Origin of the sequence: Streptomyces sp. NBC_00466 (assembly GCF_041433995.1) — a bacterium.
Classification (GTDB): Bacteria; Actinomycetota; Actinomycetes; order Streptomycetales; family Streptomycetaceae; genus Streptomyces.
In genome coordinates, this window is record NZ_CP107896.1 from 2,352,419 (window position 1) to 2,369,390 (window position 16,972).

The following is a 16,972-nucleotide window of genomic DNA, read 5'->3' on the forward strand; positions in this document are numbered from 1 at the left end:
CAGTCCGCTCAGCTCACCGATCGGTAGGTGGCGACGGCCTGTTCGTAGATTTCGGTGACCTTGTCCCGCTGCGCTTCGGGGCCTATGACCTGCACGATGTGGTAGCGGCCCGCGATAATCATGGCCACATTCCGGACGTACACCTCGCGTCCCCTGCTGTCCTGCCAGGTGAACTGCCCTTCGGCCATCGCCTGCTTGCCGACGTCTATACGGCGCAGCCCCGAGGCGGACGACCACGTGGAGTCACGGAACGGTTTGAGTTCCCGCTCCTTGTTGCGCTGGTACGCCATGGGATCGGCGCCTTCGTCCTTGACGCTGTCGCGGCCGGGAACGACGACGAGCTCGAAGTCACCGCCGATAAAGCGCACCTGGCCGGCGTCGTTGACGGGACGGCGCTCCCAGTCGCCGGCCACCGCCACCTGAAACCCTTCAGGGTCCTTGCGGATGGCGTAACCGGCCGCCGGTCCACCGCTGTCGGGCTCCGTGCCCTGCGGCGACTGGGGTGTTCCGGCCGACCCGGACTGCTGGGACTGTCCGGACCCGCCGGAATCCGGCGAGTTCCGCTGTCCGGACGCGGAAGCGGTCGGCACCGTCGCCGGCGAACCGGCGTCGCCCTGCCGGGAGTCGTCGGCCTTCGGCATGAACTTCAGCGCGTACACGAGGGCGGCGACCAGGACCACCAGGATGACGACGAGCAGGGTCCGGCCGAGGGAGCGCGGCTTCGCGTCCGGCCCGGGCCGGCGCCCCGCAGGTGCGGGCCGCTCGGAGGAGCCCGGCGCCACGGAGTGCATCGGTTGCGCGGATCCGGCCGGGCCCTGTTCCCTCCGGCGGCCGCCCTTCCGCTGCTGGCGGTGACGGCCGTGGACACCGTCCCCGCCGGAGTTGCGACGCCACCGCCGGACGAGCTCGCCCCTGCGCCGTACGATCGGCAGCCGCGTGGCGTCGACCGGCGGGACCGGGACGATCCCTTGCCCTGCATCGGGCTCGGGCGCCGACCGCACCAGCGAGCGCAGCCAGCCGCGCAGCTCCTCTATGTCCGGCCGCTCCGTGGGGTCCTGACGCAGCAGCGACTCGACGACGGGCCGCAGCGGACCGCACTCCTCGGCGAAGGCGGGTGGTTCGGCGCAGACCAGCTGGACGAGTTCGGCGGCGCTCTCCTCCGGGTACGGGGCGTGGCCCTGGACTGCCCGGAAGAGCAGCGCCCCCAGCGCCCACAGATCGGTGGCGGGCCCGACCGGGGCGGCGAGCTGCCAGTTGCCGTGGACGGGGCCCGCCTGCTCGGGCGCCCACCGTTCGGTGACGGCGCCCACGACGGTGATACGCGCCTGCCGGGCCCGCTCGGCGGCGAGCGGCGTCCTGGGCCCCCGGAGCGCGGGCACCGCGGGCCCAGCGGCCCGATCCCACCCGTCCGGCACAGCAACGCCCGCACGGGGGCGGGGGGCGCCGGGGGCACCGGGGGCGTTGGCTGCCCGATGACGGGTGGCCTGGTCGTGAGCGGTCTGGTCGCGAGCGGTCTGCTGGTGAGCGGTCTGCTGGTGAGCGGCCTGGTCGTGGGTCTGCTCATGGGCGCTGCGGTCGCGGACGCTCTGCTCGTGGGCACCGCGCAGACCGTCGGCCTCCCGGTTCTGGGCGCTCCGGCCCTGAACCGCACGCCCCTGCGCGGCCCGTTCCTGTGCCTCCCGGTCGTGGGCGCCGCGCAGGTCGTCGGCGCGCATGCCGTCCCCGGCGCCAGAACGCGGCTGCGCTCCGTGCCAGAAGCCCGCCGGTTCCTGCCGCCCGGGCTGCGAAGGCCCGGACGCCGGACGCTGGACGGGGAAAGCCCCGGTGTTGCTCCCCTGCTCGTCCTCGCTGACGCGCGCCGCAGCCCGGGCACCCGCACGGTAGGCGGCGATGGCACCGGCCCGGGCCGCACGGACATCCTCCGCCGAAGCCCCGCCACCACCCCTGGTGGCGGGCAGTCCGGGCTCCTGTCCCGAGGCGCCCGGCGCGTCCTGCGACTGGTCGTACATCCGGCCGCCCGGCTGGCCACGCCGCTCGTCCTGGGTGTAACCGGGCGGCAGCGCAGGCCCGGCCGGGAGCGCCTGCGTGCCGTGCGGCCCCCGCTCCACCGGGAGCGCCCGCTCCCCTGCCTGCCCCAAGTCCCCAGCGGCCGGCCCCTCCACAGCCCCCGGCGCATCCGACCCGTACAGTCCCTCAGCCCCGTACGGCTCCTCAGTCCCGTACGGCTCCTCCGGCCTCTCCGTCCCGTACGGCTCCTCCGGCCCATCCGCTCCTGGCGCGGCCGGGGAACCGGGCCCGGGGCTCCCGCCCGTCCCAACCTCCGGCGGCGATAACTCCGCGGCCGGCACCGGGTCGTAACCGCACAGTGCCTCCTCCGCCGCTCCTGCCGCCAGCCCGGTCAGAACCACACGGCCGTCGTCGCATACCAGCACGGTCCGGGCGGTGATGTTGCGGTGAGTCCACCCGTGGGCGTGCAGCACCCGCAGGGCGGTGAGCACGTCGGAGGCGATCTCCGCCGCGCGGTACGGGTTCAGGGGGCGCTCGGCGAGCATCGCGGCCAACGGTGTGGCCTCGACCAGTTCGCTCACCACCCAGAGCGATCCGCCTTCCGCGAAGACGTCGAAGACCTGGTCCAGCCGGGGGTGGTCGGGAATCTGCGCCGCGGACTGCGCCGCCTCCATGGCCCGCCGTACCGCGGGGTCGGCGGGCCTGCGCGTGGTGCGGGCCGACGCGCGCCGCGCCTCGGAGACCCCGGCCCCCGTACCGCCATCCGACCCGGCGCCGAAGCCCGTCCCCGGGCCGCCCTCATCGAGCATCTCCGCGTCCACGACCTCGGGCAACGGCACCTGCCGGACGAGGACTTCCTGTCCGCTGTAGGTGTCGAACGCGCGAATCTCCGCAGGCTCGAACTCATCACCGGGCAACAGCGGAAGGCGGTAGCGGTCGGCAAGGACCCTTCCCGCGTACTCGTCCACGACGCCTCCCCGGAGCGCGCTGTTCCCTGGTTTCAGGGACCACATCAATCCGCATTAATCCGTCAAATACGGTCGATTACAGGCCCATTGCGGCTGCGTACGGTCCGCGTCCTCTCACAATACGTGTCCTGGGTCACTTCTTGGGAGCGAATGTCTTGAACGCCGTATTACGCAGCGTGGTGCACTCGTCGCCGTCCCAGTCGCTCGCCTTGCAGCTGATCATGATGGAGTAGCCGCGCTTGCTGTCCACCTTGAATCCCCGGTTCAGAACCCGGACCCGCTGGCCGTTCTGATCACGCTCGAACGACCAGTCGGCGACGGTCGGATAGCCGTTGTACTCGACCTTGTGTATGCCGAGGTGCTTGTAACCGCCGACGCTGGCCGACAGACCACCGACCGCTGCCTGCCATGCGGCGGCCGCGTCGTCCTTGGGCGAGTCGTTGAAGTCGATCTGGACGCGCGGGAAGCCGCCCCTGGACTTGTTGTAGATCCCGCCCGAGCTCACACCCGCTATAGCCGTGCGGTGGAATCCGGCCGGCATGGCCATCGTGAAGCGGAACCTACCGTCCGTCACCTTCTTGTACCCACTGGGCAGTGCGTCACCGGCGGCCGGCGTGGACGGCTTGTCGTCGGGCGAGGGCGACGAGCCGCTACCGCTCTGCCCCTTGCCCTGATCGCCGCCCTTCCCCTGGTCGCCCGTCTTTCCCTTGTCCGTGCCCTTGCTGTCAGCCCCGGCCGTCGCACCACTCGAAGCGCTCTTGTCACCCTTGGACTTGCTCTGATTGCCCTTGTCGCCGTCCCGGTTGAGAGCGAAGGCGAGGACCGTCCCGAGCACCGCGAGTGCGACAACGGCCGCGATTATCACCAGGGTGCGGCGCGGTACGACATCGGTGAGCGGCGCCCTGACGCGGGCGGGCGGCCCGGCCGGTGCAGTGGCCGCCTTGGTCGGCTTGGCCGGAGCAGGCTCGGACCTGGCGTTCCGTACGGAGTTCAGCGCGCTGCGCACCCGGTCGGCCGCAGCGGTGTCCCTGACCTTCTGAAGCTTGGGCTCCCGGGCGGGCCGGGGCTCCTTGGCGGGCTTGAGTGCCTTGGCGGGCTTCGCGGGTCTGGACTCCCCCGCGTCCCCTGACTCGTCGGGAACAGGCGGCAGCGGCACGACCCGCGTCGCGTCGGCCGCGACCGGCTCCGCAGCGGCCTCCGGCACCTCCGGAGCGTGGATCACGTCGTTCAGCAGACGGCGGGCGCCCGCGTCGTCGAGGCGCTGGTCCGGATCCTTGGCGAGCAGACCGTAGATGACCTCCGACAGGGCTCCCGCGTTCTTCGGCGGGTCCAGCGGTTCGGTCATCACCGCGGTCAGGGTCGCGATGGCCGACCCCTTGTCGTACGGCGGCACGCCCTCGGTGCTCGCGTACAGCAGTCCGCCCAGCGACCAGAGGTCGGCCGGCGGGCCGGGCTTGTGGCCGCGGGCCCGCTCGGGCGAGATGTACGAGGGGGCGCCGACCAGCATCCCGGTCGAGGTCACCGACGGGTCGCCCTCGACCTGGGCGATCCCGAAGTCGGTCAGCACGACCCGGCCGTCCTCGGCGATCAGCACGTTGGACGGCTTCACATCGCGGTGCAGGATGCCCTCACGGTGCGCGAGGCGCAGCACATCGAGAATGGCGAGGCCCACCTCGGCCGCGCGTACCGGTGTGAGGACACCCTTCTCCCGTACCAACTCGGCCAGCGAGCAGCCCTCGACGAGCTCCATGACGATCCACGGCCGGTCGTCCTCGTCGACCACGTCGTAGACAGTGACCGCTCCGTTGTTACGGATCCGGGCAATCGCCTTGGCCTCGCGCAGCGTGCGCGTCACGAGCCTGCGCTTCTCGTCCTCGTCGATGGCCGAGGGGAAACGCAGCTCCTTCACCGCGACGGTGCGGCCGAGTGTCTCGTCCACAGCCCGCCAGACGGTGCCCATGCCGCCCTTGCCGAGCACCCCCCCGAGCCGGTACCGCCCAGCCAGGAGGCGCCCCTTGGTGTCCTTCGCCTGCTCCGCCTCCGACATGCGTCCCCTCTGCATTCAACCCGCCCTGGCAGAGCGTCCATTGTCTCTCACTCCGGCACCGATGATGGTGCCGGGTCCGTGGGCGACCATCATGGGCCATGCGGAAGGCATTTCCTGCCACGCCGGTGCCCCACCTGCCGCTCGCCACCGCGGCCGATCCCGGTACCGCCCGGCGGTACCGCCCAGTCCCTGCCCGGAGAACCCGAGGTCAAGCAGGCGTACGGCGCCCTCCCGCCCCGCACACACCACCATCCCCCCGGACCCCACCCGGCTCGGTCCAGCCCGCCCCGGCCCTGCCCCATGCCTCGAAACAGCCGTTCCCCATGAGGAGTTCCACCTGCTCCGGCCGGGCCCCGCCGAAGCGGGCCCCGACCCCGCCGAAGCAGGCCCCGCCCCACCCGCTCGCTCACTCACTCACTTGCTCACCCACTCATCAACCCGCTCGCCCGCCCCGTCCGTTGCTCCGTTGCTCCGTTGCTCACTCCAGCGGCACAATGTCCGGCGCCCCCAGCCTCGCGGCGTCCGCCGTCAGGTCGTCCGGCTGGCGCTGCGACTCCCGCTCTGCCTCGACCCGCTTCTCGTAGTGCTCGATCTCCTGCTCGACGCGCTTCTTGTCCCAGCCCAGCACCGTGGCCATCAGCGCGGCAGCCTCCCGTGCGCTGCGCGTGCCCCGGTCGAACGTCTCGATCGAGATGCGCGTGCGCCGGGTGAGTACGTCGTCCAGGTGCCTGGCCCCTTCGTGCGAGGCCGCGTAGACGACCTCCGCCCGCAGATAGTCGTCCGCGCCCCCCAGCGGTTCGCCCAGCGACGGGTCCTCGGTGATGAGGTCGAGGACCTCCTGGGTCATCGCACCGAAGCGGTTCAGCAGGTGTTCCACCCGGGCCACATGCAGGCCCGTCCGCTTGGCGATGTGCGCCCGCGCATTCCACAGGGCGTTGTACCCCTCGGCGCCGATCAGCGCAACATTCTCCGTGACGCACTCGGCAACCCGCTGGTCCAGACCGTGCACCGCCTCGTCCACCGCGTCCTTCGCCATCACACGGTAGGTCGTGTACTTCCCGCCCGCGACGACCACGAGCCCCGGCACCGGATGGGCCACCGTGTGCTCCCGCGAGAGCTTGCTGGTCGCGTCGGACTCCCCGGCCAGCAGGGGCCGCAGGCCGGCGTACACGCCCTGTACGTCGTCGCGCGTCAGCGGCACTGCGAGCACCGAGTTGACGTGTTCGAGCAAGTAGTCGATGTCGGCGCTGGACGCGGCCGGATGCGCCTTGTCGAGGTCCCAGTCCGTGTCCGTGGTCCCCACGATCCAGTGGCGCCCCCACGGGATCACGAACAGCACCGACTTCTCGGTCCGCAGGATGAGCCCGGTCGTCGAGTGGATCCGGTCCTTCGGTACGACCAGATGGATCCCCTTCGAGGCCCGCACATGGAACTGGCCGCGCTCCGCGATCAGCCCCTGGGTGTCGTCCGTCCACACCCCTGTGGCGTTGACGACCTGCTTGGCGCGGATCTCGTAGTCCCCGCCGCCCTCGACGTCCTGCACCCGCGCGCCGACGACCCGCTCGCCCTCCCGCAGGAAGCCGGTCACCTTGGCCCGGTTCGCCACCAGTGCGCCGTAGCTCGCGGCCGTCCGCGCCAGCGTCGCCACATAACGCGCGTCGTCCATCTGCGCGTCGTAGTACTGCAAGGCGCCGACCAGCGCGTCCTTCTTCAGCGCCGGGGCCACCCGCAGCGCGTGCTTACGTGTCAGATGCCGGTGCATCGGGAGCCCGCGGCCGTGCCCCGACGAGACCGACATGGCGTCGTACAGCGCGACACCCGAGCCCGCGTACCAGCGCTCCCAGCCCTTGTGCTGCAAGGGGTAGAGGAAGGGCACCGGCTTCACCAAGTGGGGTGCCAGCCGCTCGAGCAGCAGCCCGCGCTCCTTCAGCGCCTCCCGTACGAGTGCGAAGTCGAGCATCTCCAGATAGCGCAGGCCACCGTGGATGAGCTTGCTCGACCGGCTCGACGTTCCCGACGCCCAGTCCCTCGCTTCGACCAGGCCGGTCGCCAGCCCGCGCGTCGCGGCGTCCAGCGCCGTCCCCGTGCCGACCACGCCGCCGCCCACGACCAGTACGTCCAGTTCACGCTCGGCCATCCCGGCGAGCGCCTGTGCGCGCTCCTCGGGCCCCAGTGTCGCTGTCCTCACTGCTGCCTCCCGTTGATCAGGCCGCCGAAGCGGTGTCCGGTGCACCCTCGATTCTGTCCGCGATCTCCGACTTCAGCCACCGCCTGTGGACAACACACGGACACCCAGGCCCGCCCAATACCGCAAATCGGTCATATTTACTCCTAACCTGACATTGCGCTGTCCACAGGACTTGCGCACTCGTCCCCCTCCGGCTATTGGGAAGGACGGATCACCCATGCCCGCAGATCTCGCCGTGATCGGACTCGGCCACCTCGGCCTGCCGCTCGCCCAGGCCGCCGTCGCCACCGGCCTCGTAACCATCGGTTACGACACCGACCCGCGCCGTCTGCTGCAACTCGCCGCCGGTCACACCCCCGTCGACGGCTCCCTCAGCGCGGCCGACATCCGCCGGATGCTCTCGGGGGGCTTCCGGCCCGTCACCGATCCGGCCGAACTGGGCCGGGTCCGTACCGCCGTCATCTGCGCGCCCACCCCACTGGGCGAGGACCGGGCACTCGACCTGGCACCGGTCACCGACGCGACCCGCGCACTCGCCGCCAGGCTCCGCCCGCACACCACGGTCATCGTCGAATCGGCCGTCTACCCGGGCACCACGGAGGAAATCCTGCGCCCGCTCCTGGAAGAGGGCTCAGGACTGCGGGCCGGCCGGGACTTCCACCTCGCCTACTCCCCCAGCCGCCTCGACCCCGGCAACCGGACCCAGGCGTACGCGGCGACCCCCAAGGTCATCGGCGGCCTGACCCCCGCCTGCACCGAATCCGCTGCCGCCTTCTACGGCCGGTTGAGTGACAAAGTCGTACGGGCGCGCGGCCCCCGCGAGGCCGAAATGACCAAACTCCTCGAAACCAACTACCGGCACGTCAACATCGCCCTGGTCAACGAGATGGCCGTGCTCTGCCACGAGCTGGGCGTGGACCTCTGGGACGTCATCCGCTGCGCCGAGACGAAGCCCTTCGGCTTCCAGCCCTTCCGCCCCGGCCCCGGCGTCGGCGGCCACGGCGTCCCCGTCGACACCGCGGGCCCCCCGCACACCGTCCGCCCGCTGCGCATGGTCGAACTCGCCCAGCAGGTCAACGACCGGATGCCGCAGTACGTCATCCAGCGCTGCGCCACCCTCCTCAACGAGCACGGCAAGTCGGCGCGCGGCGCCCGCGTGCTGCTCCTCGGCGTCACCTACAAGCCCGACCTGGCCGACCGGCAGAACTCCCCGGCAGGCGAGATCGCCCGCCGGCTGATGGACCTGGGCGCGTCGGTGAGCTACCACGACCCGTACGTCCCGGACTGGCGCATCCGCGACGTGCCGGTGCCCCGCGCGGACTCCCTCTACGAGGCGGCGGCGGGCGCGGACCTGACGGTGCTGCTCCAGAACCACCGCACGTACGACCTCCAGGGCCTCGCGGTGAAGGCCCAACTCCTGCTGGACACCAGGGGAGCCACCCCGGTGGGAGCCGCCCACCGGCTGTGACCGCCTTGCCGCGGTCGCGCAGGCCGGCCACCCGGACCCGGTCGCGCAGGCCGACTGCCCAGACTTCCCAGGTGGCCACCCGTGAACGTCATGTGTGGATTTCATGTGTGAATGGCGGCGCAGGCTGCTAGCGTGCGGCGTTCGCTTATCGCACAACCGTGCGTATCTGTCCCAGGGGGACCCCGTCATGACCCAGCCCGTGCCACCGCCTCACACGCCGGACCCGTCCACGCACCAGCCGCCGGCCTTCGGCTACCCGATGGCTCCGCAGGCCGCCCCGGCGAAGGTCAACATCGCGGGCGGCATCGTGGCCGCCGTGATCACCGCTCTCGTGGTGGGCGCGGCGTACGGGGGCATCCTCGGTGCCACCAAGCACGAGTTCGGTTACGCGGCCGTCGCCGTGGGGTTCATCATCGGTTTCGCGGCGGGCAAGGTGGGCGGCGACCACGTCGGGCTCGCGGCCGTCGGCGCCGTCCTGTCACTGGCGTCCGTCTACTTCGGGCAGCTGCTCGGCGAGGCGATCCTCGCGTCCAAGCAACTCCCGGTCTCCGTCGGTGAGCTGTTCTTCCAGCACTTCGGCCTGCTCAACGACGCCTGGCGGGCGGATGCGGACTTCCTCAGCTACCTCTTCATCGCGATCGCCGTGGGGGCGTCCTTCGCGGGCATGAAGCGGGCCCTCTGACGGCAGACGCCGGGAGGACTCGACCGTTCGCGGCACCCCGTACCCCACACGAAGACGCCCAGCACCACGAAGATACCCAGCACGAAGCCCGGACCGCGGCTGCGGTCCGGGCCTGTGCAGGGCGCGACAAGGGCGGCACCGGCCGGTACCGCCCCGTCGGGCTCAGCGCTTGTGCTGGGCGTCCGCCACCGTCACCTCGACGCGCTGGAACTCCTTGAGCTCGCTGTACCCCGTGGTCGCCATCGAGCGGCGCAGCGCCCCGAAGAAGTTCATCGAACCGTCCGGGATGTGCGAGGGCCCGGCGAGGATCTCCTCGGTCGTGCCGACGATGCCCAGGTCCACCAGCTTGCCGCGCGGCACGTCCTCGTGGACGGCCTCCATGCCCCAGTGGTGGCCCTTGCCGGGCGCGTCCGTCGCGCGGGCCAGCGGAGAGCCGATCATGACCGAGTCCGCACCGCAGGCGATGGCCTTCGGCAGGTCGCCCGACCAGCCGACGCCGCCGTCCGCGATGACGTGCACATAGCGGCCGCCGGACTCGTCCATGTAGTCGCGGCGGGCCGCGGCCACATCGGCGACCGCGGTCGCCATCGGGACCTGGATGCCCAGCACATTGCGCGTGGTGTGCGCGGCGCCGCCACCGAAGCCGACGAGCACACCCGCCGCTCCGGTACGCATCAGGTGCAGCGCGGCGGTGTACGTCGCGCAGCCGCCGACGATGACCGGGACGTCCAGCTCATAGATGAACTGCTTCAGGTTCAGCGGCTCGGCGGCACCGGATACGTGCTCGGCGGAGACCGTCGTACCGCGGATGACGAAGATGTCGACGCCCGCGTCCACGACCGCCTTGGAGAACTGGGCGGTGCGCTGCGGGGACAACGCGGCGGCCGTGACCACACCCGAGTCGCGCACCTCCTTGATCCGCAGGCCGATCAGGTCCTCCTGGATCGGGGCCGCGTAGATCTCCTGGAGACGCCGCGTCGCGGTCTCCTCGTCGAGCCCGGCGATCTCGTCGAGCAGCGGCTGGGGGTCCTCGTACCGCGTCCACAGGCCTTCGAGGTTCAGGACTCCGAGGCCGCCCATCTCACCGATGCGGATGGCGGTCTGCGGGGACACGACCGAGTCCATCGGAGCGGCCAGGAACGGCAGCTCGAATCGGTAGGCATCGATCTGCCAGGCGATCGAGACCTCCTTCGGGTCCCGGGTGCGCCGGCTCGGCACGATGGCGATGTCGTCGAACGCGTACGCCCTGCGGCCGCGCTTGCCGCGCCCGATCTCGATCTCAGTCACGATGTGTGGCCTTTCCCTCTACGTCTGCCGTTCCAGTATCCCCGACGCGCGCGCGGAAGCCCGCGGGCCGTCCGGCCCACGGGCTTCCGCGTTGCTACGTACGCCTCAGCGCCGTGCGTAGTTCGGCGCCTCGACGGTCATCTGGATGTCGTGCGGGTGGCTCTCCTTGAGCCCCGCCGACGTGATCCGGACGAACCGGCCCTTGCTCTCCATCTCGTCCACGCTGGCCGCACCGACATACCCCATCGTCTGGCGCAGACCGCCGACGAGCTGGTGCAGGACGTTGCCCAGCGGACCCCGGTAGGGCACCTGCCCCTCGATGCCCTCGGGCACGAGCTTGTCGTCGGACGCCACATCGGCCTGGAAGTAGCGGTCCTTGGAGTACGAGCGGGCCTGGCCGCGCGTCTGCATCGCGCCGAGCGAGCCCATGCCGCGGTACGACTTGAACTGCTTGCCGTTGATGAACAGCAGCTCACCGGGCGACTCCTCGCAGCCCGCGAGCAGACTGCCCAGCATCACGCTGTCGGCACCGGCGGCCAGCGCCTTGCCGATGTCGCCGGAGTACTGCAGGCCACCGTCGCCGATCACCGGGACGCCCGCGGCACGCGCGGCGAGCGCGGCCTCGTAGATCGCCGTGACCTGCGGGACACCGATACCGGCGACCACGCGGGTGGTGCAGATCGAGCCCGGTCCGACGCCGACCTTGACGCCGTCCACACCCGCGTCGACCAGCGCCTGGGCGCCGTCGCGGGTGGCGACGTTCCCGCCGATGACGTCCACGGAGACGCCCGACTTGATCTTCGCCATCCAGTTCAGGGCGTTGCTGTTGTGGCCGTGCGAGGTGTCGACGATCAGGAAGTCGGCTCCGGCCTCGGCCAGCGCCTGGGCGCGGTCCAGCGCCTCCGGGCTCGCCCCGACGGCCGCACCGACGAGCAGCCTGCCCTCGGCGTCCTTGGCCGCGTTCGGGTACTTCTCGGCCTTGACGAAGTCCTTGACCGTGATCAGGCCCTTGAGGATGCCCGCGTCGTTGACCAGCGGAAGCTTCTCGATCTTGTGCCGGCGCAGCAGCTCCATGGCGTCGGCGCCGGAGATACCGACCTTGCCGGTCACCAGCGGCATCGGGGTCATGACCTCGCGCACCTGGCGGTTCCGGTCGGACTCGAACGCCATGTCACGGTTGGTGACGATGCCGAGCAGCTTGCCCGCGGGGTCGGTCACCGGGACACCACTGATACGGAACTTGGCGCACAGCTCGTCGGCCTCGCGCAGCGTCGCGTCGGGGTGCACCGTGATCGGGTCGGTGACCATGCCGGACTCGGAACGCTTGACCAGATCGACCTGGTTGGCCTGGTCCTCGATCGAAAGATTGCGGTGCAGCACACCGACGCCGCCCTGGCGGGCCATCGCGATGGCCATCCGCGCCTCGGTGACCTTGTCCATGGCGGCGGACAGCAGCGGGATGTTCACGGTGACGTTCCGCGAGATCCTGGACGAGGTGTCGACGGCGTTCGGGAGCACTTCCGATGCGCCCGGCAGCAGCAGCACGTCGTCGTATGTCAGCCCGAGCGTCGCGAATTTCTCGGGCACTCCGTCGACGTTTGCAGTCATGACACCTTCCCCAAATGGCCTTGATCGGTGCGGATGTCCATGCTAACGGGCCAGAGAGGCGTCTCATTCCACGATCGGCCCGATCTGACATCCTTGGAGGTTCCTACCGCCAGGAGCGACATCCGGCGCCCGGCCCGCCCGTGGCTGTGAGCGGCCGCCGGTGCTTGCCGAGCGCGGCGAACGGTTGCCCGCGACCGCCGATGACCGCGGGTGGCTGTGACGAATGTCCCTGCGCGGACAATGGGGCCTCACGGACATGGGGGACTGACGGGCATGAGGACTGACGGGCAGGGGACCAGGCGGGCGCCTGCGTGAGCACGAGGCCTGCGCGCGGCCGACGCCTGCCGTACGCACCTCATGCCCGTACGCACCTCATGTCCGTACGTACCTGATGCCTGCCCGTACCCAGTGCCTGCGTGTGCCTATTGCCTGCGTGTGCCTATTGCCTGTGTGTGCCGACTGCCTGCGTGTGCCTACTGCTCGGCCAGTGCCCGCAGCCGGCTCAGTGCGCGGTGCTGAGCGACCCGTACCGCCCCCGGTGACATCCCCAGCATCTGCCCGGTCTCCTCGGCGGTCAGCCCGACGGCGACCCGCAGCACCAGCAGCTCGCGCTGATTCTCCGGGAGGTTGGCCAGCAGCTTCCTGGCCCAGGCGGCATCGCTGCTGAGCAGCGCACGCTCTTCGGGGCCGAGGGAGTCGTCCGGACGCTCGGGCATCTCGTCCGACGGCACAGCCGTGGATCCGGGATGTCGCATGGCCGCCCGCTGGAGGTCAGCGACCTTGTGGGTGGCGATGGCGAAGACGAAAGCCTCGAAGGGCCTGCCCGTGTCCTTGTAGCGCGGCAGCGCCATCAGGACGGCGACACAGACCTCCTGGGCGAGATCCTCCACGAAGTGGCGGGCATCGCCGGGCAGCCGGTTCAGCCGCGTACGGCAGTAGCGCAGGGCCAGTGGGTGGACGTGCGCCAGCAGGTCGTGCGTGGCCTGCTGGTCTCCGTCGACAGCGAGATGGACGAGCGCGCCGATGGCCCCATGGGCATTCGCAGCCTCGTCGTCACGCATCGGTCCATGGTGCCTCGGCACCGAACCATCCGCTTCACCACGCTCGTAGTTGTGCACTGAAGCGTTATGAGCAGGTGCGCCGGAACTCATCCGCTGCGCCCTCCCCTCCCGCTCGAACGACTCGTCCCCGAGGAACTCCACACCCTCAAGGATGCGGCATCGCGCGGGAAACAGAGTTGGGGCGTCCGCCACCCCGTCCGCCACCGAGCGGACGGGGGTCCTGCCGGTCATCCTCTAACGAACCAGACCCCAGCGGAAACCGAGCGCCACCGCGTGCGCGCGGTCCGAGGCGCCGAGCTTCTTGAACAGCCGCCTGGCGTGCGTCTTCACCGTGTCCTCGGAGAGGAAGAGCTCCCTGCCGATCTCCGCGTTCGACCGGCCGTGACTCATCCCTTCGAGTACCTGGATCTCACGCGCAGTGAGCGTGGGAGCCGCGCCCATTTCGGCCGAACGGAGTCGTCGCGGGGCGAGTCGCCAGGTCGGATCGGCGAGCGCCTGCGTGACCGTCGCGCGCAGCTCGGCACGCGAGGCGTCCTTGTGCAGATAGCCACGGGCACCGGCGGCGACCGCCAGCGCGACACCGTCCAGATCCTCGGCGACCGTCAGCATGATGATCCGGGCACCGGGGTCTGCCGAGAGGAGCCGGCGCACCGTCTCCACACCACCCAGACCGGGCATGCGTACGTCCATCAGAATCAGGTCCGAACGGTCGGCTCCCCAGCGGCGGAGGACTTCCTCGCCGTTGGCCGCCGTCGTCACCCGCTCGACGCCGGGCACCGTCGCGACCGCGCGACGGAGCGCTTCTCGGGCAAGCGGGGAATCGTCGCAGACGAGGACGGATGTCATGACCGCCCTCCGCAGCTGATGCGCGTCACCTTGAGCCTCCAGGCTGGGTACGAATCGTCACCTGTGCGGTCGACGCCTCTCGGACATGTGCCCGAGCGCTTCTTGTTTCAACCGCCCACACACTCTCAACGATGGTCACTCGAAAGAGTTACGGGCCGGACGGCCGCCTTCGACACTCTACGTGAGGGAACGGTCGCAGAGGAGAGCCCCACGCCCCATTTGTCTAGTTTGAAAGACAATGACCCGTTCAGCTGCTTTTCTTCCATTTTGCTGGTGTCTATGACTAGATTCGTAATGAGTCATATTTACATCTACTTACATCGTGGATGTACGGTCGCGGGTGCGGTCGACATCACCGCCCCCGCCTCAGCAACGGCTTCAAGGGGACAAGCAATGGCAGATTTCTCCCGCCTTCCCGGACCCAATGCCGACCTATGGGACTGGCAGCTCCTCGCGGCCTGCCGCGGGGTGGACAGCTCGCTCTTCTTCCATCCAGAGGGTGAACGGGGCGCAGCGCGCAGCGCGCGTGAGACCTCGGCGAAAGAGGTGTGCATGCGCTGCCCGGTCCGTGCCGAGTGCGCGGCGCACGCACTTGCCGTACGCGAGCCCTACGGAGTGTGGGGCGGCCTGACCGAGGACGAACGCGAGGAGCTGATGGGGCGCGCCCGCAATCGGCTGATCACCGCGGCGAGCCCGAACGGCCCCGGGGCCGCTTAGCGGCTCAGCATCGGAAACCTTGAGAGGAAACGTTCCTGCACTCTCGCCTCCCGCACGCACACCCACTCCCGCGCAGCCTCTCCCGCGCGCCGCATCCGCTCCCGTTCACTTCAGCGAGTCCACCGTCGGCAGGGCAGGACAGAGGCCGGCAGGACAGAGGCCGGCAAGGCAGCGGTCAGCAAGGCAGCAGGGCGGCCCCGGCCGTGACTCGGCGCTCAGGGATCAGCGCGCGGCGGCCCGAGCGAGCCGGTCCAGGGTCGCCGCGACGGCGGGGACCTGGGCCAGGTCCGGAAGGGTCAGTGCGACGATCTCGCGCTGGACCGCCGGTTCCACCGATACCGTCCTGGCCCCCATGGGCCGTACGGACTCGATCGCCAGCTCCGGCAGCACAGCGACCCCGAGACCCGCGCCGACCAGGCCGATGACCGCCGGGTAGTCATCCGTAGCGAAGTCGATCCGGGGGGTGAAGCCCGCGCTCTCGCAGACCTCGACCAGCTGACGGCGGCAGCGCGGGCAGCCCGCGATCCAGGACTCTTCGGCCAGGTCGCCCACGCTGATGGCATCCGCGTCGGCCAACCGGTGCCCGTCCGGCACCAGTCCGACCATGCGGTCGGTGAGCAGCGGCCGTACGACCAGGTCGTCCCACTCGTCCGTGGCGGGTCCGTAGCGGAAGGCGAGCGCCACATCGCAGTCCCCGTCGCGCACCATCTCGACGGAGCGCGGCGGCTCCCCCTCGACCAGGGAGACCCGGGTGCCGGGGTGGGCGGCCCGCAGTGCGGCCAGGGCGGTGGGCACCAGCGTCGAACTGCCGCTGGGGAACGACACCAGCCGCACCCGGCCCGCGCGCAGCCCGGCGATGGCGGCGACCTCCTCCTCGGCGGCCGTGAGTCCGGCGAGGATCCCGCCCGCGTGGCGGACCAGGGCCTCCCCCGCCTGCGTGAGGCGCATCTCGCGGCCCGTACGGATCAGCAGCGTCGTGCCCGATGACGTCTCGAGGGCCTTCATCTGCTGGCTGACCGCAGGCTGGGTGCAGCCCAGCTCGCGGGCGGCGGCGGAGAAGGATCCGGTGGCGGCGACGGCTCGCAGGACGCGGAGATGACGGGCCTCAATCATGATGCAAGCATAAGCGATTCTTGGGGTGGGCGCGGATTATCGCGTATCAGCTATGACGATGAAGTGGCACGCGGCGGCGGTGCCGGACAGAGACACGGTGTCAGCAAGCCTCTAGCCTCTTCCCATGAGACTTCTGTCAGTGAATGTGGGGCGCGCCAGGACCGCCGCGTACACGGACGCCGAGGGCGGCAGGACCGGCGTCGACAAGCGGCCGGTCGACGGGCCCGTACGGGTTTTCCAGCCGGGCCCCAAGGGTGTGGGCGCCAGTGGGGTCGAGGGCGACTCGGTCTGCGACCTGCGCTTCCACGGCGGCAACGACCGTGCTGTGTACGCCTTCGCGCGCGAGGACCTGGACACCTGGGAGCAGGAGCTGGGGCGCCCGCTCGCCGACGGCTCGTTCGCCGAGAACCTCACCACCAGCGGTGTCGATGTGAGCGGCGCACTCATCGGTGAACGGTGGCGCGTCGGCCCCGATGTCGTACTCGAGGTCACCGGCGGCCGCATTCCCTGCCGCACGTTCCAGGGACACATGGGCGAGCCGGGTTGGGTCAAGCGCTTCACTCTGGCCGGGGCCCCAGGAGCGCTGCTGCGGGTGATCCGGCCGGGCGCTTTCCGTGCGGGCGATGCCGTCGAGGTCGTACGCCGCCCGGAGCACGACATCACGGTGGCTCTGCTCTTCCGCGCGGCGACGATCGAGCGCGAACTGCTCCCCCGGACGCTGGTGGCGGCGGAGTGGATGGAGTCGGGGCTGCTGGGCGTGGCACGTGACTACACGGACAAGCACGGGAGTTCGGACTGACGGGCCGGCGGGAGGGCGCCCAGCCCGGCCAGGACGGTGAGCGGGAGTATCCGGTTGATCCGCGCTGACGGATCGGCGGGAGGGCGGACCGGCCGGCCGGCTGATGCGTGAACGGGCACGGCCGCGGTCGTACGGACGGCCGGATCCGGGGTCGTCGCAGGTGCTGGGCGGGGCACTAACG

General features: G+C 70.6%; 12 protein-coding genes. 4 read left to right on the top strand and 8 right to left on the bottom strand.

The features are described 5' to 3' along the window. Positions 1-8: 8 nt before the first annotated feature. The 3 genes from OG210_RS10235 to OG210_RS10245 all read right to left on the bottom strand — a co-directional run bounded on the left by OG210_RS10235 (position 9) and on the right by OG210_RS10245 (position 7,210). The gene (locus OG210_RS10235; protein WP_371535917.1) at positions 9-2,975 is read right to left on the bottom strand and encodes a protein kinase; all 2,967 of its coding nucleotides are present in this window, start codon (positions 2,973-2,975) and stop codon (positions 9-11) included. 133 nt (positions 2,976-3,108) lie between these two features. Then, positions 3,109-5,022, bottom strand: coding sequence for a serine/threonine-protein kinase (locus tag OG210_RS10240; RefSeq protein WP_328330273.1), 1,914 nt, complete (start codon positions 5,020-5,022; stop codon positions 3,109-3,111). 478 nt (positions 5,023-5,500) lie between these two features. Beyond that, a complete protein-coding gene (locus tag OG210_RS10245; protein WP_371535921.1) occupies positions 5,501-7,210 on the bottom strand; it encodes a glycerol-3-phosphate dehydrogenase/oxidase in 1,710 nt (569 codons plus the stop codon). A 217-nt stretch (positions 7,211-7,427) separates the two neighbouring features. Here OG210_RS10245 and OG210_RS10250 point away from each other — a divergent pair, with 217 nt between their 5' ends. Together OG210_RS10250 and OG210_RS10255 are read left to right on the top strand one after the other, a co-directional pair. Further along, positions 7,428-8,678: a nucleotide sugar dehydrogenase gene (locus tag OG210_RS10250; RefSeq protein ID WP_328330269.1), complete on the top strand. Its 1,251-nt coding sequence runs from the start codon at positions 7,428-7,430 to the stop codon at positions 8,676-8,678. Between the two features lie 187 nt (positions 8,679-8,865). After that, on the top strand, positions 8,866-9,360 hold the full coding sequence (locus tag OG210_RS10255) for a hypothetical protein (RefSeq protein ID WP_328330267.1): 495 nt from the start codon (positions 8,866-8,868) through the stop codon (positions 9,358-9,360). A 162-nt stretch (positions 9,361-9,522) separates the two neighbouring features. On the opposite strand, the gene OG210_RS10260 is transcribed toward OG210_RS10255, so the two are convergent. From OG210_RS10260 to OG210_RS10275, 4 genes are all read right to left on the bottom strand, one after another. Then, positions 9,523-10,647 (bottom strand): GuaB3 family IMP dehydrogenase-related protein, encoded by a 1,125-nt coding sequence (locus tag OG210_RS10260; protein WP_328330265.1) that lies wholly within the window; start codon positions 10,645-10,647, stop codon positions 9,523-9,525. Positions 10,648-10,752: 105 nt separating this feature from the next. Continuing rightward, positions 10,753-12,255 carry an IMP dehydrogenase gene (gene guaB / locus OG210_RS10265; protein WP_328330263.1) on the bottom strand — a complete coding sequence of 501 codons (1,503 nt, stop codon included), beginning with the start codon at positions 12,253-12,255 and terminating at the stop codon, positions 10,753-10,755. 473 nt (positions 12,256-12,728) lie between these two features. Beyond that, positions 12,729-13,316, bottom strand: a complete 588-nt coding sequence (locus tag OG210_RS10270; RefSeq protein ID WP_266854188.1) for a sigma-70 family RNA polymerase sigma factor — start codon at positions 13,314-13,316, stop codon at positions 12,729-12,731. A gap of 234 nt (positions 13,317-13,550) precedes the next feature. Beyond that, the gene (locus tag OG210_RS10275) at positions 13,551-14,162 is read right to left on the bottom strand and encodes a response regulator transcription factor (RefSeq protein WP_003948568.1); all 612 of its coding nucleotides are present in this window, start codon (positions 14,160-14,162) and stop codon (positions 13,551-13,553) included. Positions 14,163-14,555: 393 nt separating this feature from the next. On the opposite strand from OG210_RS10275, the gene OG210_RS10280 reads away from it, so the two are divergent. Continuing rightward, the gene (locus OG210_RS10280; protein ID WP_328330261.1) at positions 14,556-14,879 is read left to right on the top strand and encodes a WhiB family transcriptional regulator; all 324 of its coding nucleotides are present in this window, start codon (positions 14,556-14,558) and stop codon (positions 14,877-14,879) included. A 222-nt stretch (positions 14,880-15,101) separates the two neighbouring features. On the opposite strand, the gene OG210_RS10285 is transcribed toward OG210_RS10280, so the two are convergent. Beyond that, positions 15,102-15,992 carry a LysR family transcriptional regulator gene (locus OG210_RS10285; protein ID WP_328330259.1) on the bottom strand — a complete coding sequence of 297 codons (891 nt, stop codon included), beginning with the start codon at positions 15,990-15,992 and terminating at the stop codon, positions 15,102-15,104. 124 nt (positions 15,993-16,116) lie between these two features. Between OG210_RS10285 and OG210_RS10290 the strand changes: the two genes are divergently transcribed. Continuing rightward, on the top strand, positions 16,117-16,791 hold the full coding sequence (locus OG210_RS10290) for an MOSC domain-containing protein (protein WP_328330257.1): 675 nt from the start codon (positions 16,117-16,119) through the stop codon (positions 16,789-16,791). Positions 16,792-16,972 lie beyond the last annotated feature (181 nt).